Origin of the sequence: Oscillibacter sp. PC13 (genome assembly GCF_900115635.1) — a bacterium.
Classification (GTDB): domain Bacteria; phylum Bacillota; class Clostridia; order Oscillospirales; family Oscillospiraceae; genus Oscillibacter.
Map to the genome: position 1 here is coordinate 74,537 of NZ_FOXE01000012.1, position 24,111 is coordinate 98,647.

Sequence of the window (24,111 nt, forward strand, 5' to 3'; positions counted from 1 at the left end):
AAAAATACCGGAGAATATGAAAAGCAAGCCGCTGGAAACTGCGCTTATGTCAGCAGATTCTGCATGCGCAACAGCATTTGCAGATCGCTTTCCAAGCAGGACGAGGCCGGGAGATTGGCGTCATAATGCAGGCAGTTGCCCTTATCCGGGGACAGCGGAAGTATCACCGCCTCGGCAAGACGAGAGAGCGTCAGGTTCCGGGCATAGCGATCACGATAGGAAGACTCCAGTGCTATCAGAATATCCCGGGAGTTCTCAATACAAATCCGGGAAAAGCTGAACACGGCATCCCGGTCGCATTCCCGGTAAAACCGCGGGAAAGCATACGGTAAAATCAGATTGACTGCCGGCATCAGACCTGGAACGGAGGGAGAGCTGCCGCTTACCGTATCACCGCCGATGAATGGATACATCGTGGATTCCACAAACCAGGCACGCAGGTTTGGAATAAAATAAGCGCAGTCTACAGCCAACCCTTTGTCCGATATCAGATCGCGTCCCCTGCCGGACAACAGGCCCACCAGAACACGGTCAATCTCCACGACCTCCTTGCGGAACAGAGGCTCCAACGCCTGAATCCGGTTACCGGAGTGAAGCAGATCGTCTACCAATACAACAGGCCTGCGGAAGGAATGGATGGTGCGGACCTGGCTTTCCAGCGGCGCATAACCGGGGAAGGCTTCAATTCCAAAGGACTTGAGATCCGGTGCAAAGACCTTATCGGTATGAAGCGTTTTGGTAACGGTGTTGGGGATTGCATTGCCACGAAGAATTTTACCAAAGGGGACGCACATCTTCGGACCCAGCACGCGGGGATGAGTGGGTTCTGCCGGGACACCGTTAAGATCTACAATCTTCCGCACCAGGCGGTGATAGATTACCTCGGCGTTCAAAGACAGGACCAGAGAGCCGGGATATAGGCCGCAGATAGCCCGCTGAATGCGGGAATGCGCTGTTTCCGTGGCACGAAGAACCCGCCGGTCAGAGGAGAACGGCTCCTTTAAGGTGGTGGAGATGTTTTGAATCAACACGGCCGGAGATCGCATGTCCACCAGCAGTAGGGAATGGGAGCCGCTGACGCCTCCGGTACCGATAAAGCCCTGCCGTTCCAAAAGGTCCAGAATTTTGGGGGGCGAGTGAAGGGAGGTCGGGTACCAGACAGCATAGCTGCAGTCCTCGTCCATGGCGCGGGACAAGGCCTCTGTTAAAAGGAGCTGCCCCACATCATAATTTCCGCCGGGAAAACGGACAATATGGAGGCCGGTTAAAAGCTGAATGCGGCCTGCGGTATGCCGGCGAATTTCATTGGCTAATTGAGCGTTTCCCAAGGCTTCATACAGCCCGCCAGAATTCACCGTCCGCATGGTCAAAAAGCCAAGTAACCGCGGACGGGCTCCCAGATCCCGCAGAACCAGGATGCCGTCCCGGCGGTCTATGCTGGGGGCGGGATGCCCGCTTCGGGCAACGGCCTCTGCCAATTCCCGCTGCAGCGATTCCTCGGGTGCCTCTGTATAGGAAAAATCCAGATAACTGACCCGGAGCAGCTGTTTGTACTGGGGCTCACGGAGGTAGAGGCTGTTTCGGTAAATAAAATTCTGCACGGCGGGGTCGATGAGGTTCGAGATATCCCGCCCCAAGTCAATATTCTCCCGAATCCGGGTGGAACTGATGTCCTCCAGATAGGTTGGCAGCTGCAGTTGGAGAACCTTTCCGGTGATACAGGAGAGATCCACTGGGATTTCCCGCCCGTCGGCGTCGCTGGAGCGCCGGAAGACGATGTGATTGAGATGGTGGACGGATCCTTCCGAAGGGGCTGTCCGGTAGGAGGAGGCGTTGGACACAACATCCGATCCCACCACCAGATACAGTGACCGGCCTGCAAATACACGTTGCAGACGCTCCAGATCATCCGGGGTTGCCAGGTTGACGGGCAAATCATGAGGGAATAGATAGACGTCGAACTCATCGGCCACGGACATGCTGGCAATCTGCCTGCGGAGAAGAGAGGGCTGCGCTTTTTTAGACCAGGAAAATTCGTCGATGGCAAGCTGTACCTCAAAGCCCAGATCTCTGATTTTCCTTACAATGCCCTTGTGGCTGAGAGAAAAGGGATCAAAGGTTCCTGGAAAAAAAGCCACCTGCTCCCGCGTTTCAAACTGGAAGGGGCCGCTCTCAATTTTGTGCTGAACGATAAAGCGGTAAATGTGGCTGAGTGCAGCGGCAGTATAAAAAAAGGTCAGCTCTTTTTCCGACTGCTCCCCAATTAGAAACAGAATCTTTTTCGCGGTCAGGGTAAAAAGGGAGGTTTTGTCCTCATAGGACAGAATATCGGAGGCAAAGAGATCCTCCCCCAGTATCCGCAGGGCCTCCTGCAGCACGGAATCCCGACAGGAGGCCAGTCCCTTCAGCAGGAGCCCCGCCATCTGACGCCGCCGCCGCTCCAGCGTGGCCGTCGGCTCCTGAAAGCGGGGACCATAGACGGCGTAGGACTCCAGCATAGCACCGACTGTAGAGAGCGCAGCCGCTACCACATTGTTGTTGACGGAGGGGAGCAGCTGCAGCATTTGATCAACTACTTCGTCCAGTTCACGCGGTGTCAGCCACAGGACAAAGCGGCCCAAATACTTGGGGATATACTGTGAGATCTCAGCTTGGCCGGTTTCCAGCGCCTTGGATAATTCCACGGCAATTTCATTCCGATGGCCCGGTGTCAGAAGCGGGGCGATGGAGAGCAGCGCCTCGCCTGCCATGCGCCGAACCACGATGTTTTCACTGACTTTAATCAAGTTGGAAAAGTGGGTGGCAATATGAAGCATATTGGAACGATTGCCCTGCTCTGCCTGATACAGCAGATACTCTACGCCCACAGCTTTTAAAATCCAAGGTGTGGCAGTTTTCAAGTTTTCCAGGAAAACGTTGCTGATGGCTTCGGGGGAAGCCAGGAGAGATTCTTGCTCTGCAGCATCCAAGGCAAGTGCATGCCGCAGCTGCATCTGTAAAAACAGCAAGGGAATGCTGTCCCCACAGCCATTGCCCTCCACGGCTGAGAGAATAATCTGATACGATGGGGAAGAAGGCGACAGAGCCGACAGCAGGTGGCGGAATAACCGCAGTGCAGCCGCCTGTTGGGACAGATCACCGTGGGAGAGCCACCAGGCGGCAAAGCCCGACAGTTGGACAAGATCTTCCGGTAATACCCGGTTCAGCGGCAAATTCAATACAGCATCCAGCAGTGCAAAGGCGGCGTCGGGATCCGTTTCCTCAGGCTTTTGATAGTGGCGGAACAGCTCGCCGGCAAAGCGGGAGACGTCTGACTTGGAAGACGCCTCCAGAAGAGCATCCACCACTGTTTTGGCCTGGTAGCGGATCATGCTGGTCTGCCGGGCTGTCAGGCGGCGATCCGGGTGGATGAACTTTTCCAGGTATTCTGCCCACAGCTCAAAGGGTCGGTTCTCCTCTGGCGCGGGGGCAATCCCGGCAGGCAGTTCCTTCTGATAGCCGGAGTGAAATCCAGCCAGAATCCTGCCAATCAAAGAGGCGGCCTGCCGGCGAATATCACCGTCCAGCAGTAAAAGCAGATCATACAAAAACTCCAGTGTTTGTTCCTTTTGCGCGGTGTTCCAGTACGTAAAGTACTCTTCAAAAATCGACACGTAAGCCCGCAAGCGGGCACTGTCCTTTTCGCTTCTGGCGGCCTCTAGAATTCCGGCAAACAGCTGCTCGTGTCCCAGACGATGCATCAGGCGGATGTTGTGATCCACCGCTGTGCGGCGCAAGGCTACCACGACATCGTCCGGGCACAGCAGCGCCGCATTTTGCCGTGGGAGAGGAGGCCCACCCGCTGTTTTCAAAGTTGTGTCCACTCCGAAGAGCAGCAGGTACTCTTCAAAATCGTGGAGCTTGGCATAGACATAGCGATACCGTTTCCGTTTGGCATCGTCCACGTAATCGAGCTTGCTTAAAATGACATCAAATGCCTCCTGCAGGGAATAGAGCTTGGCAATCTCGTTGCCGCCCTCATCCCGGGACTGCTTGACTCGAAAGTCAGCATATACCAGGACCAGAGACTCAGAGGAGAGGTTCTCAATTTCCAAATCCCACACCGAGTGGTTGGCAGCGATATGGCCAATGGTGGGGAGATCCCGCTGGGCAAACCAGAGATTGGTATAATAATAGTGAAGGTAGGGGACCCGCTCTCCCTGTTTGCAGCCGAACTTGCCCAGATCGTGACCGGCGGCGGCAGCGGAGATCAGCGCCAAGTCAATCAGCCCGCCATTTGCGTGAAACGCGCGGGAAATCGTCATGGCCACATGGTGGACGCCGGCAATATGCTCTAACGTTCGGTAAGGGGTAATTTCCCGGCCGATCCGAAGCAATTCATAGATATATTCCTCCCGGAATCGTGTTTGAAACTGCCGATATTCCTCCTTTGCACCGCTCTGCTGCAGTTCAGCTTCTGTACAGAAGGCGAAATCCAGCCAAGGGTCAAAGGGCAGCAAATGCCGCTCCAGAGAAAACAGCTCCTGAAGAAACTGCAAAAAGCATAAAGCGCCGTCCCATTGGGCAGACGTGTGCGTATGGTCAGCAGCTGGAAATAAAAGGGCAGATGCAACCTGGTAAACATAGGGGAGCCACCCCTCTTTCGGTTCCGGCGCCAATTGATCCAGCAGCGGCCGGAAGGCGTCGAGCACGGCGCTGCAGGAGAGCCTGCCGCGGATTGGCAGCAATGGGGCCAACAGTGCCTGCCAGTCCGCCCCATTAAACAGGCGGGCTGCACTGCGCTGCCCCATTCCCAGCTTCCGCAAAAATGCCGGGGCCTGAAAAGATTCTGAAATCCGCAAATAAGTCTGGGCTGTCTGCTTTTCCATAGATGCCTCCCTTTCGTCCGGAGACGGATGCTTTTTCCTTTAGTATACAGCACGGGTTAAAAAGATGAAAGAGAAATCAAAACAAAAAAGACAGGCGGAGCTATCCGCTCCGCCTGTCCCATATAAGCGAGATTGCTCAGTTTAGTACGGTATAACGACCAAAGGGGACAAAGGCCACTGTTGCATTGGGACCGTACTTCTCCAACAGACGGTCAAAGACCTTCTGGACATTGGCAGGACCGCTGGCGCACAATCCCACATCCTTAGCAAAGTCCAAATTCTGATCAAGGGTGATATACTCCGTCGCTTTGCGGACCATCACCTCGTAGACCTTGTACCAGATGCAGCCAGCCCACAATTCGTTTTTATGGCTGTAAAAGTCCTTCAACGCAGCCTCATTGTGCTCTGCAGAAGGCGGCATATAGGCCTTCAGCAGATCCATCAGAGCGAAGCCCTCCAATGCGCCGTAACCGGGGCATGGGCTGGCAAAGAGAATGGTACCGTCATCTTTGGTGACGGGATCCACGTTGACCACGGCCCAGCTGGTGTGGAAGAACAGGTGATCGGTAGGAGCGGTGGAGCCGCAGATCACAATATCTGCCTTCTCCGTCACAGGGAACTTATAAATCTTATCGTACTCTGCTACGGATGCCCGGTGTGACTCCTCCGGTTCACCGGCATTGATGGCCACAATGTCAAACCGGTTACTGACAATGACGTTGATTCCCATGGTAATGCCGCACATGTGCAGTGCCTCGTATTTGTCCAGCTGCATGGCAGCCTCATTATTGCCGGGCACACAGGTGGGGGAGAGAGACATGATATGGTTCATCTCAATGGTTTCGTTGTTGGCAGTGCCGGGAATCACCATACCGGATCCGCCGTACCCCCACAAAGTTGCCTGGGTGGTGCCTAGCGTGATTTTCACATCGGCCTCGTCCACCCATTTATGCACCCAAATGGGAATGCCGCGGGTGCTGACACCCTTGAAGGCATAATTATCCGCCTGGCTCACATCGTTGGAGCATACTGGCAGACCGAGACTATAAAGCTTATCACCCAGCTTGGTGCGAACTTCATCATCATTCAGCGGGCCTACCTTACCGGATCCGATGACAATTTTGATGGAGCAGCCGGCTGCCTGAAGCTTTTTCACCAGAGGTAACAGAAGAAGATCTGTCGGCGCAGCGCGGAACTGGTTTTCGATCATCAAAACGACGCTCTTTCCGCCGGCAACCAGTTCGGAGAGCTTCTTGCCTCCAACAGGATGCTCAACGGCGTCCAGCAGGGCCTGAGCAGGATCTGCCAGGGGAGCGGGTTCCTCGGGAACAAACTCCAGAAGCTTGCAGCTGTCAGGAATGCTGAGAGGCAGAACAGTACCGCGATCCTCCGCAGCTTCAAAGGGAATGTTGATAATTTTTGACATACAAAAACCTCCTTGAATTTCACGGTAAATTCTGAATGTGATAGTGGAAATAAACGTATATTTACTTTCAATCATAGAACTTCAATGTAACAAAGTCAATAAAATCAACAAAAAAGAATGCAAAAAGCGGAATAATTTGACTATTACGAACAAAAGCACTTGAGGGTTCTACATGGACGTACGCAGGCGGGCTGCGAAATGATACCAGGGAAAAAGTGGACGGTTACGGATCAAAGAAAGCATTTAAATTTTGTTAAATTGGACGAAAGAAAACTCCAGCGAATTCAATAAAAACGCAGTAGAATAAGAGAAAATGCAAAGAGGAGGGATGGTCATGAAGTGGAGGCTGGCAAAACGTCTGCTGCTGGTTGGGATTGCACTGGTACTGCTATTTCAAATGACCTTCCTTCTGTACTTCCGTGACTTTTACGGAGAGGCGGAAAAGGCCTTTTTTGTGCCGGGGCTGTCAGAGAAATTTGTTCCCCAGGGGATGGCGGCTTGGGGCGGGGGCTTTTTTATCAGCGGCTATATGGCTGATACCAATGCCGCGCGTCTGTACCGGGTGGTGCCTGGGGGGGAAGCCAGGGAGATTCGGCTGTGTCGGGAGGACGGAGAGACTCTTTTCAGCCATGCCGGCGGTGTGACTGTGGGGCGCCGCTTTGCCTACCTCTCCGGCGGCGGGCGGTGCTATGCCTTTTCCACAGAAGAAATGATGGATCCCAAACGAAAGACCGCTATTGCAGTTGGAAGCTTTTCCACCGGGAACCGAGCCTCCTTTTGCTGCCTGTGGGGGGAATATTTACTGGTGGGAGAGTATGCTTACGGCACCCGGTACCCCACAGCGGCGTCCCATCACATTGTGACACCCGCCGGAGATCAGAACACAGCGCTCGTCATGGCTTTTCATGTAGATGATGACGCAGAGCTTGGAGTAAGGGAGAAGCCCTTTATGGTCTGGTCCATCCCGGAACGTGTCCAGGGCATGGCAATTACCAGCGACGGACGCGTGGCCCTCTCTGCTTCCAGCGCATTGGGGGCGTCCCAAATCTACCTGTACGATGCCGAACGTGCGCTTGGAGGCGGCCGGGGAATTTTCTGGGCTGAAGGGACCCCGGTGGCCCTGTACTATTTAGACAGCGACGACTGCACGGGGATTCTTCACATGCCGCCCAAGGCAGAAGAGACGGTGTTCACCGGAGGACGGCTGTATGTGCTGTTTGAGTCTGCCAGCCGCCGCTTCCAATATGGCAGGCTGGTGGGAGGCGACTATGTGTATAAGCTGTCTCTGCCGCCAAAAGGGAACCAAGGCTAGAAGGATGTGCTGCCAGCCGCCGCGCGCAAGTATCCTTACCGTGACTGGCAGCAGTGTGGTTTTCCTACTGCCTTGTGGAGGTCTGCCCAACTGCAAACTCCCCCTTGAGCGATTTTCATCATCTCAAGGGGGAGTGCATTTTATGGAACCCTGCGGGGGTAAGGATTACTCTGTAAAATGGATGTGGTTAAAAATATGCTCTTCGCAGAAGCAGTGATAGCCTGTACAGCGGGAACAGTAGCGGAACTGCAGGTCCGGGAAATCGGTGTCTGTGCGGCCACAGACCTCACACTTATGTCGATATCCCTGTTCACGTGCTTTTTTCTCTTGCTGCCGGACGGCGGATTTAAAGTGAATGGTCTGATGGGAACTCTGATGCCGGGCCCGCCCCCGCCGATAAGAGATTTCATCCGTAATATTCGTCCAGAAAAAGACAAAGAAATTTAGAAGCGCGATGATGGGCAGCAGTGCGCCCAGGAGATCCCAGGCAAAAAGACTGCTCAGCACCGACAGGGCAAAGAATGCGGCGTCAATCCAGGCCAGCCATTTTACCTTTACCGGAATGATGAAAAACACCAGAAACTGCGTGTCTGGATACAGCATGGCGAAGGCAAAGAACATGGAGAGATTGACATAGTTTGTCCCGGCAATTCGGATATTTTGCCCCGTCACAAGACCCATGACGATTCCGACAATCAGCGTGAGAACAACGCCGGAAAGATAGTAGAGGCTGAATTTAGCGGTGCCCCACTCCCGTTCCAGCGTGGAACCAATCATGTAGTAAAAATACAAAAACAGCGCAAGCCACAGCACATCGCCTGTACTGTAATACCCGGGCATAAAGATGAAAGTGACCAGCCGCCACAGTTCCAAATGCTTCACGGCGTCCCAACTGAAGGCCAGAAAGCTGACGGCGCCGTATCCGGCAAAAACAGACAGCAGATAGACGATCATATTTCCGGCAACAATAAACTGCATCAGGTTTGGAATGCCAAAGCGGGGATGGTTGTATGCAAATCGCTCCACCGCAGCGTTCAATTTTCTCAAAATGAAACCCTCCAAAACTTGGAATCAGAATATGACATGATGCATTATACCCGTATTGTGGAAAAAAGTCATGTATAATTTTTTAACGATACCTCTTTTTTAACAAATTTCATCATCTGTATATTGACAATCGGAAAAATTCTGATAGGATAAAGAGGACAATTTCATATCCCTTATCAAGAGTGGCGGAGGGAACGGCCCGATGAAGTCACGGCAACCTGCATTGTAAGGTGCCAAATCCGACGGATACCGACAGATGAGGAGCAAGAAAAGAGTTCTTTATTGCGCGTTTCGTCGGTGAAACGCGTAATTTTTTTCTTCCGCTTGAAAAGGGATCACAACAAAGGAGAGAAGCGTTATGGCAAGACATTATCTGTTTACTTCTGAGTCCGTGACAGAAGGACATCCCGACAAGGTCTGTGATCAGATTTCCGATGCAGTGCTGGATGCAATTCTGGAACAGGATCCGCAAGGCCGCGTAGCCTGCGAAACCACCGCATGCACCGGCTTGATCCATGTCATGGGTGAAATTACCACCAGCTGCTATGTGGATATCCCAAAGATCGCGCGGGAGGTGGTGCGGGACATCGGGTATGACCGCGGCAAGTACGGATTTGACTGTGACACCTGCGGCGTCATTACCTCGATTGACGAGCAGTCCGCAGACATTGCCCTGGGCGTGGACAAAGCCTTGGAGGACAAAGAGAGCAGCGACAGTGAGTTGGGGCATGGCGCCGGAGATCAGGGCATGATGTTTGGCTATGCCTGCGATGAGACGCCGGAACTGATGCCCCTGCCCATCTCTCTGGCCCAAAAGCTGGCGCTGCGGCTTACCCAGGTGCGGAAGAGCGGCCAGCTGAAGTACCTGCGTCCCGACGGAAAGAGCCAGGTTACCGTGGAGTACGATGAGCAGAACCGTCCCGTGCGTGTGGACACGGTGGTAATCTCCACACAGCACGACCCGGACACCACGCTGGAACAGATCCGTGCCGATATGATTACGCACGTGATCAAGGAAGTCATCCCTGCGAACATGCTGGACGAACAGACCAAGTACTATGTCAATCCAACCGGCCGCTTTGTCAAAGGCGGGCCGGCAGCAGATGCCGGCCTGACGGGCCGGAAAATCATTGTGGACACATACGGCGGCAGTGCACCCCATGGCGGCGGCTGTTTCTCGGGCAAGGATCCCACCAAGGTAGACCGCAGCGCAGCTTATGCCGCCCGCTGGGTGGCAAAGAACATTGTGGCGGCAGGACTTGCCCGCCGCTGCCAGGTGGAGCTGGCTTACGCCATCGGCGTGGCGCAGCCGGTCAGTATTCTGGTAGACACATTTGGTACCAGCACTGTGGGGGACGACAAACTGGAGGCAGCTGTTCGCAATGTGTTTGACCTGCGTCCAACGGCTATTATCCGGGATCTGGATCTGCGCAGGCCCATTTACCGCCAGTTGGCGGCATATGGCCACATGGGACGGGAGGATCTGGGGGTTTCCTGGGAAAAGACGGACCGCGTGGAGGCCCTGAAGGCTGCTGTGGCAAAATAAACTAGGCGAAGAATAAAAATTCCCGCTCTCTCAGAGAGCGGGAATTTTTGGTGAAAGCCTTACAGAGCGTGAACGTTAACAGCCCGCAGCTTATTGCGATCCTTGGGATCCTGCTCAGTCTCGAAGGAGACTTTCTGACCCTCGGCCAGGGTGCGGAAGCCGTTGCCCTGAATAGCGGAGAAATGTACGAATACGTCGCCGCTGCCGTCATCGTCAGAGATGAAGCCAAAACCCTTTGTTTCGTTGAACCACTTTACAGTACCATTATGCATGATGATACCTCCTGATAAAAATGTTATTCCAGAGCAAAAAAAGAAGCCACAGCCGACGCAAGTCAAAATGGAAATTGACTTACAGAGCTGTAGCAATCAATTCGTACATTTAGAACACAAACTGCATTATAACACATCCCACACAAAAGTCAAACAGAATTTGCAAGATTCCATAAAAAATCCAGCTGAAAGCAGGTTGACCTCAGATGTGGAATGGGGTATTATACAAAATAAGTGTTCTGATTGTCCAATAAAGTGCCTGAAGGAGTGGTCGTATGCCCAGCATTTCCATCATTGTCCCTGTCTATCAGGCAGAAAAGTATCTTCAAAAGTGTGTGGAAAGTGTGATAAAGCAGACATTCCCCGACTGGGAGCTGCTGCTGATTGATGACGGATGCACAGACGGATCTCCGGCCATTTGTGATCGGTGTGCGGCGGAGGATGCTCGCATTCGGGTATTCCATAAGAAAAAAAATGGCGGTGTCAGCGCTGCGAGAAATTTAGGGCTGGCAGAAGCCAAGGGGGATTACATCGCCTTTTTGGATGTAGATGACCGCTATGAATTCCGCTGCCTGGAGACACTGTGGTGCCTGCGGGAGCAGTCCGGGGCTGACACAGCTGCCTGCGCGCACCTGAACTTATGGGCGGATGGACATAAGGCTCCGGAACTGGTGCTGCCGGCAGGGGTATATGACCAGAAGGAAATTCGGGAAAAGATAGTTGTCTCCCTTTTGGGAGAGCGTTTAAAGCAGCCGGTATTCAACGGTTTTATCTGGAGGTATCTCTATTCAGCGGATATTATCCGCAGGGCACAGATTGCCTTTGAGGGAGCCTATTTAGAGGACGAGCTGTTTTTGATGGAATACTTTTGCAATGCCAGCAAGCTGGCGGTGACAGAACAGCCGCTGTACCGATATTTTATCAATCCCTCTTCTGCGACCCATAAATATATGAGGGAATTCCTGCAAATTTTCCGCCGCTATATGCAGCGGAAAGAGGAGATTGCCGGGCAGTACCGTTTGGATGAGACCTGCCCTCAGTGGCGGGAGAACTCCAACTGGGCAGGCCTCCTGATTGCAATTGGAAATGAATATGCGAGGGGAAACGACAAGCCTGTCCGCCAGCGGCAGAAAACCGTGGAGGAGATGTGCCGTCAGCCGGAGATGGAAAAGGCAATTAAGACATATACTCCGGAGGGCCTGAATCCCAATAAGCAACTGGTGGCGAATCTGGTGAGGGGGAGGCATTTTTTCCTTCTGACGCAGATGTACCGTCTGAAAAACCGTATTTGAAGAAATGAGGATTATTTCGGAATGACGATTCTGCGCGAGAGCTATTTGTACCATCTAGGGGTGGCACTGTGTGCAGCTTATATGGACAGCGGGGTTCACCGCTGCCTGGTGGCCTTAGGTGCGTGGTGCAACCGACAAATTGATGAGAGTACGGTCCTTCATATCCTCTGCAGGGAGGGGGCTGTTGCAAAGGGCTGGGGAGAGAGTTTTCTCTGCCGTTTCCTGACACGTTTGATCAATCTGCCGGCCTGGCTGCTGCACAAGCTGTACGCAGCCCTGCGCCTTACATTTGAAGACAGCGTTTTTGCCCGGCTGGCCTTTGCTGTGGGGGATGAGACTGCAGTTGCGGAATCCTGGCTGATTATGCTGCTGTGGGTGATTCCCTTTTCTCATTGGAATAACGCATACAGCCTGATGGGATTTTCCATGTTGCTGGTGCTCTTCCATGCCGGCGCGATGCACCGGCAGCATTTTCGCCTGAATCTGAAGAATATTGGCTTTTATCCGGTACTGCTGTTTGGCGCCATGTTCTTGGCTGTGGCGTTTTCTTATGCGCCGTCGCTTTCTCTGCGATTTTTATTTTATCATATTTCTGCTGCGCTGTGCGTGCTTGTGACAGTCAGTGCCGTCCGCTGTACAGCGGATTTAAAGCGATTGGCTGCAGGCGGAAGTGTCTGCGTAGCCGTTTCTTCCCTATATGGGGTATATCAGCGGATCCAAGGTGTGGAAGTGAACGAGTCTTATGTGGACTTGGAAGTGAATGCGGGGATGCCTGGCCGGGTGGAATCCTATTTTGATAATCCCAATACCTTCGCAGAGGTTTTGATTTTGCTGCTTCCGCTGGTGCTGGCGCTGATCCTGTGCACTCGGTGCCGCGCCGGCAAGTTGGCTGCTTGCGGTGCGTTCGTGCTGGGAATAGCTGCTCTTGGCATGACATACTCCCGGGCCAGTTGGGTGGGCATGGCATGTGCGATGGCGGTGATGGTGTTCCTTTGGAAGCCCCGCCTGATTCCGGCGTTTGCCATTGCCTGCGTCCTGGCAGTACCATTCCTGCCGGACACCATCTGGAACCGTATTCTCACCATTGCCAACCCTGCGGACAGCTCTACTGCCAGCCGTATTCCATTGTATGAGGCGGCTGTGGAGGTCATTAAAAATTCACCTGTTTCCGGAGCAGGACTGGGAACTGCCGCTACACAAGCATATATTGGAGACTTGAACCTGTATCATGGGGAAGCACCGTTTGTCCATGCACACAACTTTTACTTGGAAGTTTGGATTGAGGCTGGAATTTTAGGTGTAATTGGCTTTGTGGGAGCAATGCTCTGGAATATCAAGCGGGCGGCACATATGGTCCGTCATTGTAGGGATTCTGCAGCAAGAACAATTACCTGTGCGGCAGCTGCTGCTCTCTGCGGATCAATGGTTTGTGGCTTAGCGGATTATTTGTGGAACTACCCGCGGGTAATGTGTATTTTTTGGTTCGTATTTGCAGTGGCCCTTTCAGGAACGAAGGTTTGCCAGGAGAATAGCTAGCGGAGCGAGGAGTGTCCCCCTGACTCCAACAGGAGTCAGGGGCGTCCTTGAAGAAATAATAAATGGACTTGACTTTATCGAATAATCAGCTAAAATATAAACGATATGATTTTCGGGATCTAATATCATGCATCATGAACTTGGATGGATATGCTTGATGAGGATATAATGTCATATCGAAGACATAGCACGAGTAACTTTTTTGAAGAGCGATGTGCCGCTATTCGGGACGGAAAAGGCAAAACTCACGAAGCCATTGACATGCGGGCACTAGTGGGAATTTATTACGGACCGAAAAGCATCAAAAATTGCAGTCGGCCACAGAAGGGGGAAAACTTTGAATCGCACGAGTTTTGTACTATCATCAAGACAACGAAATATCCGGGATTAGCGCAGTTGGTAGCGCACGTGATTTGGGAGCGCGCGGGCCTCATCCATGAGGGAAAAAGCGTAAGCCCACAACGCGCTGAGACACTAGCAGAAGCGGGAACCAGTTCCGCAAAGCCGCTGGTCAAAAAACGGCGTTGACCACATGTTTGACCACAATTGGAAAATTCCATAACCGGGTGTAGCGCAGTTGGTAGCGCGCTTGCTTTGGGATACTATACGACTTATCATTCGGCTTTCTTTCTATCTGTCTACGCCTCTTGAAACACGGGCGAAAGCGGGATTTCCGAACCGCTTTCACCCTCCGAAAAACCTCGCATGACCACATGGACGCCCATAGACACTGACCACAGTTTACTTTTCACTTTTTCTGTGCTATGATATTGCAACAACTTCATAACCGGGTGTAGCCCAGTTGGTAGGGCGCCTGCCTTGGGAGCAGGAGGTCGTCGGTTCAAGCCCGGCCACTCGGACCATGCAGAGTGTCCTTATGGGATCTGAGTATCCTGTAATGGACACTCTGCATTTTTTATTTCAAAAATTCATACCGCAATTTGTGACGGGGCGTAGCTTAATGCTACGCCTTTTCTTGTTTGCATGAGGATGTCCTCCTCGGGGATATTGCGGCGGTCAGGCACTTCAAAAGCGCCAACACAGTTATAGTGAATGACAACCCGCTGGGTGGTAATGCCGTCTTTCTTTTCTGCATGGTACACATCGATGTGGTCGATCAGCTCGGCAACCATGCGTTGGGTAATTTCCGTTGCATCGGTGTACCGTCGGACGGTTTCAAGAAACTGGTCAACGTCCATTTGTCTGCCCTCCTGCTTTTTGAGCTCCAGCCGCAGGGCCTTGATCTTCTTGGAGTTTTCGCCTTGCTCCTCCTCGTACCGCTTGGACATTTTGGCAAACCGGGCATCGTCGATCTTGCCGTTTACGTTGTCCTCATAGAGCCTTTCAAAGAGGGCATCCAGTTCTTTGTCACGGGCCACCAGAGCGTCCAGCTCCCGCCGTTTCCGTACACGGTCATTCTCCGCCACCTTTGCGGAGCGGCCCACCATAGCCTTTATAAAGGCGTCCTCGTACTCATTGGCGAAGCAGGCCAGCCGCTTGACCTCGTACAGCACCACGCGCTCCAGAAAGTCCAGTCGGATATAGTGGGTGGTGGAACATTTGCGAAGCCCGGAATTGTGGTTCTGACAGCTAAAGAATTTAATATCGTGGTTGTTCTGATTGAAGTGGAAGTTCAGATTGCCGCCGCACTCGGGACATTTCAAAAGGCCGGAGAACGCGCTCCGCTCTTGGGTAACGCTGGGACGCTTGCGCCGGGTATTCTTCATCAGCGTCTGTACCTTTTCCCAAGTGGCCCGGTCAATGATTGCCTCATGCACATTGAGGAAGATCGCCCGATTTTCCTCGGGGTTCTCAATCCGTTTTTTCATCTTATAGGATTTGGAGTAGCTTTTGAAGTTGATCACATCGCCACAGTATTCCTGCAAGGTGAGGATTTTCTTAATGGTGGTGTGGCCCCACTTGGTAGGCTCCAGCGTACTTTTGGAGCCGCCCCGGTTGGTTCCTTTGCTCCGCCAGTAGTAGGTGGGATTTACAATCCCGTCCGCACCCAGCGCGGCGGCAATCTCGGCAAGGCCGAAGCCATCCAGCGCCATACGATAGATACGGCGCACCACAGCGGCGGCCTCTTCCTCCACGACCCAAAAGCGGGGATCATCGGGGTTCTTGATGTAGCCATAGGGCGGCGGGGAAAGCGGTACACCAGAATTACCTTTCATCTTGTTGACGATACGGCGTTTCTTGGAGATGTCCTTGGCGTAGTATTCATTCATAATGTTTTTGAACGGGGTAAAATCGTCCTCGCCCTCGTCACTATCTACGCCATCGGAAACGGCTACCAGCCGTACATCATGGAGCGGAAAGAACTCTTCCGTCAGCTTGCCGACCTCAATGTAGTTACGGCCCAGCCGGGAAAGGTCTTTCACAAACACAGCCGAGATATACCCAGCCTCAATAGCCGTCAGCATTTTCTGAAAGCCGGGACGCTTCATCGTCGTGCCCGTGATACCGTCATCTACAAAGAAAATAGTATCGGTGTAGCCCTTTTCCTTGGCGGCCTTTTGAAGTATTTTCTTCTGGTTGCTAATGCTGTTGGACTCACTATCCATGTTGTCATCGCGGCTCAGGCGGCAATATAGAGCGGCAGTACCTACTGCGAAATTCTTGTTTGACTGTTTCAAAATATCCTCCTTTCAGCCGTCAAACAAGAGGTTTTATCCTACCTATATTATACCTCCGTTGACCGCCCATGTTAAGGATGTCCGTGAAAGGGGGTTAAGCTGGCTCCAGTTCCGCCAGCATCAGTTTCAAGAGAATATCGCGCATCGGCTCTCCGTCCTCCTTGTAGACGGGCGTGACGATGAATTTTATCTTATCGACTTGATATACATATTCCTCCCGATCAATGGGATCTGTCATAGCATCCTCCTGTTCCGTTGTTGTTTGATACTACCAGTCTCCCGTTGTCCTGTGGGGAAACGCGGAAAGGCGGCGCTAAAAGCGCCGCCCTTTGACCTTGCCCCACCTCTGGCCACGATGACCAGAAGCAGGGAGACTGTTTTATTCCATTTCAATCCACAATGGAGAGAGCCGACGGGCCGGGTCAAGTTTGGGCTGTCACAAGACAGAAAGGCCCCGGATCGGCGGCTCTCTGATTGATTTGTACGCCGTATTTGCCACGCATCCCCGGCGCTGGGAGTATTCCAGACCGCCGGTGGCCCCGGCTGCATAGCCCCGCGATACCGCTGCCCGTGGAGGGCTGGCGCATACGGCAGGGACTCCCCCTCAAGTCCGTGGGAGGGCGTGAACAAGTTTCATTATCCCCCGCGCTGTCCTTGCGCCCGGATTGCCAGCACCGGGTTAAAGGCTGCGTAGATCGCTCGGCCAGCTTGTCCATCACCTCCTAAAGCTGGCTGTCGTGGCGGCGCACCTTACGTCGCTATCACGCGGATTTCGTATCTGGAGTACTGTTTATTCAGTTGTCAGCGAGAAGAAATGTACCTCTCATCTATCAGGGCACTTAGGAGGTAAAAGTACTCCCTGTTAGAGAGAATTTTTCAGAATATTTTTCAGGCTGGCCAAGCCCCGTTCAATCGAACAGCAGACCCGGCTTTTGCCCACGCCCTCGGCAGCGGCAATCTCGGCCTTGCTCTTGCCGAGGATATAGTGCTGATAGATCCGCCGGGCCTGAACGGGCGGGAGCTGGGCCAGCGCGTCATAGAGGGCAAGATCGCGCTCCTGCTTCTCCATGTACTCATCCGGGGTCATGGGGCCGTGGAGCACGTCGGCCTCGAAGCCGGGATCGGTGTCCAAGGAGCACTCACCGTTTCTGCGCTTCTGGCGCTTGTAGCTGTCACACAGACGGCCACCCATAGAGAGGACGGCGGCGATCTCGTCAGACACTTCCATCGTCATGTTTTCGGTCATATAAGGATAATACCGTTTCAGGTTGATCGTAGTCATAAAATTGTCCTCCATTTCAAATTCTTTGGTAGGTGCGGATCGAAATGGAGAACAGGCGGCCCACGACACCGGGAAGCCTCTGGCCACCGTGACCAGAAGCAAGGGCGGGGGCATACAAAAACGCCCGCACAGCATGGCGCTATGCGGACGCACGAAAAATTATTGCATTTAATGTACTGGCTAATTTCATGTTTGTAGCCAGACGATCCCGGAGGGGGAGCTACGCTTTTTTTAGCGGTTGAAGATCATGCGGGCTATGGAATAGCGAAACGGACACGGCGATACCTCCCGGATACCGCCGTGTCCTCAAAAAAGGGCGACTTTAACACGCCCCCCCGTATTCCAGTTTTTCAAAACGGAAAACGGCGGCTGAAATGAACTATTTCAACCGCCGCGACATCTCAAGCGCAAGATCGTTGTAGTGCAACGGTTTTGTGTCTTGGTGCGCTTGTTTTCAGGAGCAAAAGCAAAGAGCCGATAAACCGCACCAAAAAGATAACGGGTTATCGGCTCTGCGTCTATGCGTCTGGCTCTGTGATAACTGTGGTATTGAATTGTTTTACGCTGATTATTATTTCCTGTTTGCACTTCGGACAGTATAGCGGAAAATTTTCAAGTACTGTATTATCACAGATTTTAATTCTCGTTTTGTTGTTGCAGTTGGGGCATAATAGCCATTCGGTATTTTTCATTCTTTGTTTTTCATCAGATAGTAGAATATCTATGGACAATTACATTTACAACTCACGCAGTTTCCACCGCCTTGTAGAAACCATTACACACGCGCCCACAATGAGTACTGTTAAGACGATGGAGGAAAGATAGACGCCATTTAGTGCTACTTCATACACATCATAGTACCGCAGAGGGGTCAGATAGTCTAAGAAACGGTTCCCAGCGTACTCGGCGGTGATGGCGACAGCATAGGCGGCCAATACGAAAACCGTACCGACACGAACCGCAGCCTTATAAGATTTGAAGAGGCTGGCAAACAGTAGGCCCAAGGCAAAGAACAGAAGTTGTGTCAAGAACATTCCAACCACAGTTGCAGTTCCAGCTCCCGGCTGTTCCAGTCCCCCCATCGGGAGAATGACCGCAAAGTAATTGCACACACCGCTGAACAGGGAAAATACCAGCAGGTTCACCGATGAAACAATCACCTTTGCCAAAACTATGGTTTTTCGCTCCACAGGCTTTGTGAACAGATATTCGGATGTTCCAAATTTCTTTTCCCTCGCCACACAGGACAGGCCCAGAGAGATTGCATAGGCAAAGGCCAACAGCCCCTCCCAAAAATAGATACACGCGTACCAACCAAGGGCAGTCGTGAGATCCCCTTTCACACCGAACATGATCATGATCAAGCGAGGGAATTGGCCGACTGTCCGGGCCATCTCATCCAGACTGTCCTTCAAGGATAAAAGTTCAAAATAGCAGAATCCGCACAGCAGTAACATGATCCCCAGCCAGATTAGCAGGGTCTTTCTGGTTTGGCGGAACTCGTTTTTCACCAATGTTTTCATCTTTGCACCCCCTCATGAGCGGAACTGGATGTCTTTTTTCAAAAAGACACGATAAGACAGCACCAAAAACAGGGCAAATAGCAGCACACACCATCCCAAGTAATCCAACTCATAAAAGCCAGATTTGGAAATCTCAGCCGCACTAAAGAACGAGTACGGGGATAGAAAACTAATGGCACGGTTGCTGACAATGTTGGAGAAGCTGGTGACGCAGTACTCGACAAAGACAATTAACCCGGCAGTCAAAAGTGGGCTTCGATTGCGTGAAAATAGAATTCCTACCAAAAGCCCCATAGCTGCAAGGAACAGCGTGACCAGCATAAGGGAAAGAGCGATCAGAAAGAACTCTCCCCAGTCAATGCCGGAGCGGAACAGGGCCAGCGCCAAAAAAGAGGCGAGAAGATATACCATGCTCACGACCACTACGCCGAAAAAAACCGTGAACGCCTTTGCCCAGTAAATCGTTTTTCGGGTATGGGGCTTTGTAAACAGATATTCGGAGGTTCGCTCCGAGCACTCCTTGGTGTGAATGGCGATACCGAAGTGCATCCCGAAAATACCGGACGCAATCATAAAAAAGCTGGTAAGAAACGCATAAATGCCCAACGGCGAGGTCAGATATTCCATGGACACGCCAACGCCCTTGTAAAAATCACTCGTACCCAGCGTTTCATAGAGGTCTCCGGTGGAAACATCCATAAAGCTGTAATAGGTAGGCGTCATCAAAAAAACACACAGAGCCAAGGCGATGGCCCAACCCAAAATATATTTGCGGTGCCTTTTCAGTTCATACTTAAAAATGACCATGCCCGACACCTCCTTTATTCATAGTAGTGCATGAAGATCTCTTCCAGAGAGGGCTCTTCCAAAAGCACATCGTCCAGAGAAAGCAGGTGGATTTTATCAATGATGGCCGTGATATTTCCGTTATACATAAAGGAGACAGAGGTCTTATCCGCAGTCTCCGCATAGTTCGCAATGCCGGACAAATGAAAGAAATCGCGAGGGATAGCCTCCTTTGCGCTCAGAGAGACTTTCTTATAGCCGCTCTCACGCAGTTCTTTGATGGACTGTATGCCAATAAGCTGTCCTTCTTTCAGAATGGCCACCCGGTCACACAGTTTCTGCACCTCACTCAGTACATGGGAGGAAAAAAACACGGTAGCGCCCCGGCAGTTTTCCTCCTTCAGAATATCGTAGAATGCCTGCTGGATTAGCGGGTCTAATCCGCTGGTGGGTTCGTCCATAATGATCAGTTTGGGCGAAGTCATGATGGCAGACACGATACCCACCTTTTTCTTGTTGCCCAGAGAAAGGTCTGCAATCTTGCGGGACAAATCCAGATTGAGCCTGTCGGCAAGCTCCTTCATCTTTGCCTTGCAGTCCATGCCGTACAGATCGGCGGTGTACTGCAAAAGTTCACGGACTTTCATGTTTTCGTAATAGCTGTTCTCGCTGGGCAGATAGCCCACATCCTTGGCAATGACGCTGGCCTTGGAGTGACAGTCCAAACCGAAGATAGATGCACTGCCTCCGGTGGGACGGATCAGCCCCATTAGGGTGCGGATTGTGGTGGACTTACCCGCACCGTTGGGGCCGATAAAGCCGAAAAACTCTCCCTGGTTGACAGAGAAGCTGAGGTTATTGATTCCTCGATGCTTCCCATAGTGCTTGGTCAGTTCATTCAAGACAATCGCTTGTTCACTCATTTCAAATACTCCTCCTTATAAAAATTTTTCCGCAAAATCGCGATGTTCTTTTGAAAATCATCCATGACGGTATCAAAATCAAAAGTGTCCGCTCCACGGCATCGGGCCGCATAGCCCTCGGCCATCAGCAGAAGCATTTGGAATACAGGGCCAGCATCTTCCGGGTTCTTGAATTTCAAAGCGTCATCTTCCCGCAAAATCATATCGTTTCTGAACTTGCAGGTTTCTTCCGTCAGGATGGCCAGCGAATCCAGTACATCGGGAGAAGTTTCCTCCCAGACGCTGGAAATAAATTGGAGAATGAAGGGCTGTGTTTTGAAACTCTCCATTTCTATTTTGCTGGAAGTCATGATCCTGTCGAACAAATCTGTTTGGGAATCGAGTGCTTCCTTATCAAATATTCCCTCTATGATTTTCTTGCAGTATTCCAGCAGGTAAATGTAGAGTTGCTTTTTACTGCCGAAATACTGAAACACAGACGCTTTGGAAATGTGTGCGGCTACCGCAATATCATTGATTGAGGCTTTTTCATAACCAAACTTGCCGAAGCACTGGAGCGCCGCATTGAGAATGGTCAATCTCTTTTCTTCGGTCAGGGCCAAAAATTTATCCAATTCATTTCCTCCTTTTTACAAAAATAACCGTTTCGGTTATTCAGAGTATAGCACTAATAACCGAATCGGTCAAGCGGTTGGGAGTATAATTCAAAAATTTCCCTTTTATATTGTTAGGCCAACGAAGATTAGTCTCGAAAGTACTGGTGTGTTCAAGTCAGCAGTTTCATGCAATTAAATATGATATTGCATGAAATTATAAATCGTTCAAATACTAATACCCGAAATGTAAAATTACATTGGGTGATGTCTATGCAATTTGAACGCGACGAGCGAAAGTTTGATTTCCACGATATAGGGCGCGAGATCAAGCGCAAAAGAGAAGCCAGCGGCATGACACAGGAGCAACTGGCCTGTATCATTGACCGCGATCCCCGTACCGTCATGTACCATGAAAACGACGGCCAGCATCCCAGCCTGAACATTTTCTATCAGCTGGTGACAAGGTTCGATATATCGGTGGATCAGTTCTTTTATCCCGACATGAGCGCAGATGACGCTTGCAAAAAGCGCATCAATATCATGCTCAACTCTATGGACGAAAAGGACTTGCGGTTGGTGGAAACCATTATCCGCTCAATTAAAGAAGCGAAAGAAACGGAGGAAGCGTAAGGAAAGGCGCGGCCTCCGTTTTTTCGTGGGGTTTCCGGGGGTGCGCGTTAGCGGCAAGCAATGCAAGTGTATGGACACTTGCTTTTTTGCGCCCCCACCGGGGCGGCAAAAATGCTTGTTGGGGTTGCTCCCCAAACCCGCTGTACTTCTGGCCACCGTGGCCAGAAGCACTCTTGTCTGTGTCACAGTCCTATCGGGTCTGTTCCTTATTGCGCTGGCCGTCCGTCAGGCCGCGCAGATGATCCACGCTGCCCTTGACCGCCACCAGCTCCCGCATCTCCTGTTGGGCCTTGCGGTAGTCGGCGTAAAGGGCTTTTTTCTTTTCCGTCAGTTCACAGCGGGACTTTTTGAGTGCGTCCATTTTGGGGAGCTTGGCCCCACCCAAAAGCTCACCCAGCGCGGCCTTGGCCGCCCGGCAGTCGGCAAGCTCGGCCTCATGTGCGGCAAGATATTTCTTGCTGTACCGGGCCGCCTTGTAGCCATCGAACACGGGCCGGGTCTTGGCGTAGCTCACCACAGCAGCCATAAGATCGGATACCTTGGACAGCTCGGCCTCGGTCTGCTGAATCTCTCCGGCCAGCGCATGAAAGCGATCCGTGGCCGCCTCGGTCTTGGCCGCCAGCTCGTCGTATTCCATCAGATTGTTTTCTTTCAGAAATTGCAGGGCGGCGGCCATCTGTTTCAAGTTGTAGACCTTGGCCCACCGCTCATAGGCCGGGCCTTTGCCGTGGCTCATGCGTTCCTGAATGTCGATCAGCAGATTGACCCGCTGGGGCGCGGGACGTGAGCCATGCCTGGGCTCGGCCTTGCGGGTGGGAGACTTGCCCTCAATGACAGCCTGAACATCCTCCGGGCCGTAGCCGTCCCCCAGCGTGGATGCCCGGAAACGGGTTGCCCGCTCCTGTCCTGACACTCGGAACGAGATCACGCCGCCCCGCCCGCGCTTCACCTCAATACCCGCCTGTTCCATGCGCCGCAGGAAGTCGGGAAGGTCGGCGGGGCGCTCGGTCAGGGCCGTGTCAATGGCAAGGCGTATCTGCTCCTTATAGGAGAGCTTTTGATCCCCGCCCAGCCATTGCCCATAGTGCAGAAAGCGGCCCTTGCTGTGGAGTTTGGGGTTGGAAATGACGGACAGATCGTGCTCCAGACACACCCGGTCAGAGAGCCGCCGCAGGGCAAAGGTGGAGCCGATGAAGTTGCGGAACTTCCGGGAGCGGTCATAAGCCGTGGAGTTGTAGTAAATGTGGTTGTGAATATGATCCTTGTCTATATGGGTGCAGACAAAGAATTGATATTTTCCCTTTGTCCAGCGCATCGCCGTTTCGTAGCCGATGTGGTTAGCCTCCTCCGCCGTCACCTCGCCCTGCGGGAACGCCTGACGGATCTGGTAGCACAGCGCGCCGCGCTCGGCCTTGCGGTCTGTTTCCCCCTCATACTGATTTTTTACCACCATAAACTCTGCGTGGGCCGTGGCGGGATCACAGAGGTAGGAGGACACCGCCCCCAGCTTCTCCGGGTTCAGGCCGTAGTCGAAGCGGTCTTTCAGACTTTGCAGAGCCGTCCGCTTGGCGGCCTGCTTATGGGGTTTGATATAGGTTGTGGCCGTGGGCGGCCCTCCTCTCTAATGTGGCAAACGGCGGCTGTGGTTAGCCGCCGTTTCTGCATCTTCTGGCCACCGTGACCAGAAGTATCAGCCTGTGATGAAGCCCCGCAAGGCGTAGTTGAGATCGTCCAGCTTGCCCAGCAGCCACCCGGCAAGAGCCGGCAGACCAAAGGGCGAAATGGCAAAGGCCATGATCAGCCCGGCGACGCCTGTTTGCATATCGCCCTCCCAAACAATAATCAGCACACTCAGGATGCCCAGCAGAGAAGCGGGGATCGACAGAACGCCAGCGGAAAGACTCAGCAGGAACGAGAGCGCAGCCACAAGCAGGGTCAGCACCAGCACGAAAGGAGCGGCGATGATTTTCAGAATGATCCGCATTGGATTTACCTCCTATTTCCTGTATATGTCTATTATAACTCTGAAAAAATCGGCACTCAAGGATGCTTCACTTTCACCTGTTACTGCCTTTGAAATCACAGGCTATGATTGTGTGAAATGATATGATATACTTATAGTAATTCAACAAATCTTGCTAATGTAAAAGTCAAGGGTAAAATAAAAAAGTTTAGGCTCCAACAGCCTAAAAAGGGTGCAAAAACCAAACCCACAGTGGTTGTGGATTTGAAAATAACCTGTATAATGAGATCTAGATTTACTGTTGCTTTAGTGTTTCCATTGCTCTGGCATAGTAGATCCGGAGAAACTTATTAACGCCGGCCATCTTGGCTACGTTATAAGGTTTTCCTTCCTGCTCCTTCTTTAGGACGAATTGAAGGACAGGGTCGTCTTGAGGTCGTGTAAGTTTGAGCGCCTGCATGACCTCAAAA

The 24,111-nt window shown here is 52.2% G+C and carries 19 protein-coding genes, 1 tRNA gene, 1 pseudogene and 1 riboswitch; of the genes and pseudogenes, 6 read left to right on the forward strand and 15 right to left on the reverse strand.

Annotated features, from left to right (window positions below; translation table 11 throughout):
• Positions 1–44: 44 nt before the first annotated feature.
• Complete coding sequence (locus BMZ81_RS08795) at positions 45–4,868, reverse strand: nicotinate-nicotinamide nucleotide adenylyltransferase (RefSeq protein WP_091131047.1); 4,824 nt, start codon at positions 4,866–4,868, stop codon at positions 45–47.
• Between the two features lie 136 nt (positions 4,869–5,004).
• Positions 5,005–6,294: a lactate racemase domain-containing protein gene (locus BMZ81_RS08800; protein WP_177187263.1), complete on the reverse strand. Its 1,290-nt coding sequence runs from the start codon at positions 6,292–6,294 to the stop codon at positions 5,005–5,007.
• A gap of 334 nt (positions 6,295–6,628) precedes the next feature.
• Between BMZ81_RS08800 and BMZ81_RS08805 the strand changes: the two genes are divergently transcribed.
• Complete coding sequence (locus BMZ81_RS08805; RefSeq protein WP_091131052.1) at positions 6,629–7,606, forward strand: hypothetical protein; 978 nt, start codon at positions 6,629–6,631, stop codon at positions 7,604–7,606.
• Between the two features lie 165 nt (positions 7,607–7,771).
• Here BMZ81_RS08805 and BMZ81_RS08810 read toward each other — a convergent pair whose 3' ends face one another.
• Positions 7,772–8,653: a rhomboid family intramembrane serine protease gene (locus BMZ81_RS08810; RefSeq protein ID WP_091131054.1), complete on the reverse strand. Its 882-nt coding sequence runs from the start codon at positions 8,651–8,653 to the stop codon at positions 7,772–7,774.
• A 170-nt stretch (positions 8,654–8,823) separates the two neighbouring features.
• A riboswitch (SAM riboswitch) is annotated at positions 8,824–8,916 on the forward strand.
• A gap of 95 nt (positions 8,917–9,011) precedes the next feature.
• Between BMZ81_RS08810 and metK the strand changes: the two genes are divergently transcribed.
• Complete coding sequence (gene metK, locus BMZ81_RS08815; protein WP_091131056.1) at positions 9,012–10,199, forward strand: methionine adenosyltransferase; 1,188 nt, start codon at positions 9,012–9,014, stop codon at positions 10,197–10,199.
• A 59-nt stretch (positions 10,200–10,258) separates the two neighbouring features.
• Here metK and BMZ81_RS08820 read toward each other — a convergent pair whose 3' ends face one another.
• On the reverse strand, positions 10,259–10,471 hold the full coding sequence (locus BMZ81_RS08820) for a cold-shock protein (RefSeq protein WP_091131058.1): 213 nt from the start codon (positions 10,469–10,471) through the stop codon (positions 10,259–10,261).
• Positions 10,472–10,746: 275 nt separating this feature from the next.
• Between BMZ81_RS08820 and BMZ81_RS08825 the strand changes: the two genes are divergently transcribed.
• The 3 genes from BMZ81_RS08825 to BMZ81_RS08840 all read left to right on the forward strand — a co-directional run bounded on the left by BMZ81_RS08825 (position 10,747) and on the right by BMZ81_RS08840 (position 14,162).
• Positions 10,747–11,763 (forward strand): glycosyltransferase family 2 protein, encoded by a 1,017-nt coding sequence (locus BMZ81_RS08825; RefSeq protein WP_091131061.1) that lies wholly within the window; start codon positions 10,747–10,749, stop codon positions 11,761–11,763.
• Positions 11,764–11,784: 21 nt separating this feature from the next.
• Positions 11,785–13,299 carry an O-antigen ligase family protein gene (locus tag BMZ81_RS08830; RefSeq protein WP_091131062.1) on the forward strand — a complete coding sequence of 505 codons (1,515 nt, stop codon included), beginning with the start codon at positions 11,785–11,787 and terminating at the stop codon, positions 13,297–13,299.
• 787 nt (positions 13,300–14,086) lie between these two features.
• Positions 14,087–14,162, forward strand: a tRNA-Pro gene (locus BMZ81_RS08840).
• A 66-nt stretch (positions 14,163–14,228) separates the two neighbouring features.
• On the opposite strand, the gene BMZ81_RS08845 is transcribed toward BMZ81_RS08840, so the two are convergent.
• From BMZ81_RS08845 to BMZ81_RS08875, 8 genes are all read right to left on the reverse strand, one after another.
• Positions 14,229–15,938 carry a recombinase family protein gene (locus tag BMZ81_RS08845; RefSeq protein ID WP_091131067.1) on the reverse strand — a complete coding sequence of 570 codons (1,710 nt, stop codon included), beginning with the start codon at positions 15,936–15,938 and terminating at the stop codon, positions 14,229–14,231.
• 94 nt (positions 15,939–16,032) lie between these two features.
• A complete protein-coding gene (locus tag BMZ81_RS14065) occupies positions 16,033–16,176 on the reverse strand; it encodes a hypothetical protein (RefSeq protein WP_177187264.1) in 144 nt (47 codons plus the stop codon).
• Positions 16,177–16,800: 624 nt separating this feature from the next.
• Positions 16,801–17,220, reverse strand: coding sequence for a sigma-70 family RNA polymerase sigma factor (locus BMZ81_RS08850; protein ID WP_091131069.1), 420 nt, complete (start codon positions 17,218–17,220; stop codon positions 16,801–16,803).
• A 518-nt stretch (positions 17,221–17,738) separates the two neighbouring features.
• Complete coding sequence (locus BMZ81_RS08855) at positions 17,739–17,912, reverse strand: cysteine-rich KTR domain-containing protein (RefSeq protein ID WP_091131071.1); 174 nt, start codon at positions 17,910–17,912, stop codon at positions 17,739–17,741.
• A gap of 45 nt (positions 17,913–17,957) precedes the next feature.
• Positions 17,958–18,743: an ABC transporter permease subunit gene (locus tag BMZ81_RS08860; RefSeq protein WP_091131074.1), complete on the reverse strand. Its 786-nt coding sequence runs from the start codon at positions 18,741–18,743 to the stop codon at positions 17,958–17,960.
• 12 nt (positions 18,744–18,755) lie between these two features.
• On the reverse strand, positions 18,756–19,550 hold the full coding sequence (locus BMZ81_RS08865; protein WP_091131076.1) for an ABC transporter permease subunit: 795 nt from the start codon (positions 19,548–19,550) through the stop codon (positions 18,756–18,758).
• 14 nt (positions 19,551–19,564) lie between these two features.
• Complete coding sequence (locus BMZ81_RS08870; RefSeq protein WP_091131079.1) at positions 19,565–20,452, reverse strand: ABC transporter ATP-binding protein; 888 nt, start codon at positions 20,450–20,452, stop codon at positions 19,565–19,567.
• A complete protein-coding gene (locus BMZ81_RS08875; RefSeq protein ID WP_091131081.1) occupies positions 20,449–21,066 on the reverse strand; it encodes a TetR/AcrR family transcriptional regulator in 618 nt (205 codons plus the stop codon). Before BMZ81_RS08875 ends, BMZ81_RS08870 begins: the two co-directional genes overlap by 4 nt.
• Positions 21,067–21,318: 252 nt before the next feature.
• Between BMZ81_RS08875 and BMZ81_RS08880 the strand changes: the two genes are divergently transcribed.
• Positions 21,319–21,678, forward strand: a complete 360-nt coding sequence (locus BMZ81_RS08880; protein WP_091131084.1) for a helix-turn-helix transcriptional regulator — start codon at positions 21,319–21,321, stop codon at positions 21,676–21,678.
• 190 nt (positions 21,679–21,868) lie between these two features.
• On the opposite strand, the gene BMZ81_RS08885 is transcribed toward BMZ81_RS08880, so the two are convergent.
• The 3 genes and pseudogenes from BMZ81_RS08885 to BMZ81_RS14280 all read right to left on the reverse strand — a co-directional run.
• Complete coding sequence (locus BMZ81_RS08885) at positions 21,869–23,224, reverse strand: relaxase/mobilization nuclease domain-containing protein (RefSeq protein ID WP_091131086.1); 1,356 nt, start codon at positions 23,222–23,224, stop codon at positions 21,869–21,871.
• Positions 23,225–23,368: 144 nt separating this feature from the next.
• Positions 23,369–23,662: a CD1845 family protein gene (locus tag BMZ81_RS08890; protein ID WP_091131089.1), complete on the reverse strand. Its 294-nt coding sequence runs from the start codon at positions 23,660–23,662 to the stop codon at positions 23,369–23,371.
• 274 nt (positions 23,663–23,936) lie between these two features.
• A pseudogene (locus tag BMZ81_RS14280) lies at positions 23,937–24,111 on the reverse strand (IS110 family transposase); the annotation flags it as partial.

Coding starts and splice junctions, on each gene's coding strand:
- BMZ81_RS08795 (WP_091131047.1), bottom strand. CDS start 4,868: ATGGAAAAGCAGACAGCCCAGACTTATTTGCGGATTTCAGAATCTTTT.
- BMZ81_RS08800 (WP_177187263.1), bottom strand. CDS start 6,294: ATGTCAAAAATTATCAACATTCCCTTTGAAGCTGCGGAGGATCGCGGT.
- BMZ81_RS08805 (WP_091131052.1), top strand. CDS start 6,629: ATGAAGTGGAGGCTGGCAAAACGTCTGCTGCTGGTTGGGATTGCACTG.
- metK (WP_091131056.1), top strand. CDS start 9,012: ATGGCAAGACATTATCTGTTTACTTCTGAGTCCGTGACAGAAGGACAT.
- BMZ81_RS08820 (WP_091131058.1), bottom strand. CDS start 10,471: ATGCATAATGGTACTGTAAAGTGGTTCAACGAAACAAAGGGTTTTGGC.
- BMZ81_RS08825 (WP_091131061.1), top strand. CDS start 10,747: ATGCCCAGCATTTCCATCATTGTCCCTGTCTATCAGGCAGAAAAGTAT.
- BMZ81_RS08830 (WP_091131062.1), top strand. CDS start 11,785: ATGACGATTCTGCGCGAGAGCTATTTGTACCATCTAGGGGTGGCACTG.
- BMZ81_RS14065 (WP_177187264.1), bottom strand. CDS start 16,176: ATGACAGATCCCATTGATCGGGAGGAATATGTATATCAAGTCGATAAG.
- BMZ81_RS08850 (WP_091131069.1), bottom strand. CDS start 17,220: ATGACTACGATCAACCTGAAACGGTATTATCCTTATATGACCGAAAAC.
- BMZ81_RS08855 (WP_091131071.1), bottom strand. CDS start 17,912: ATGAAAAATACCGAATGGCTATTATGCCCCAACTGCAACAACAAAACG.
- BMZ81_RS08860 (WP_091131074.1), bottom strand. CDS start 18,743: ATGAAAACATTGGTGAAAAACGAGTTCCGCCAAACCAGAAAGACCCTG.
- BMZ81_RS08865 (WP_091131076.1), bottom strand. CDS start 19,550: ATGGTCATTTTTAAGTATGAACTGAAAAGGCACCGCAAATATATTTTG.
- BMZ81_RS08870 (WP_091131079.1), bottom strand. CDS start 20,452: ATGAGTGAACAAGCGATTGTCTTGAATGAACTGACCAAGCACTATGGG.
- BMZ81_RS08880 (WP_091131084.1), top strand. CDS start 21,319: ATGCAATTTGAACGCGACGAGCGAAAGTTTGATTTCCACGATATAGGG.
- BMZ81_RS08890 (WP_091131089.1), bottom strand. CDS start 23,662: ATGCGGATCATTCTGAAAATCATCGCCGCTCCTTTCGTGCTGGTGCTG.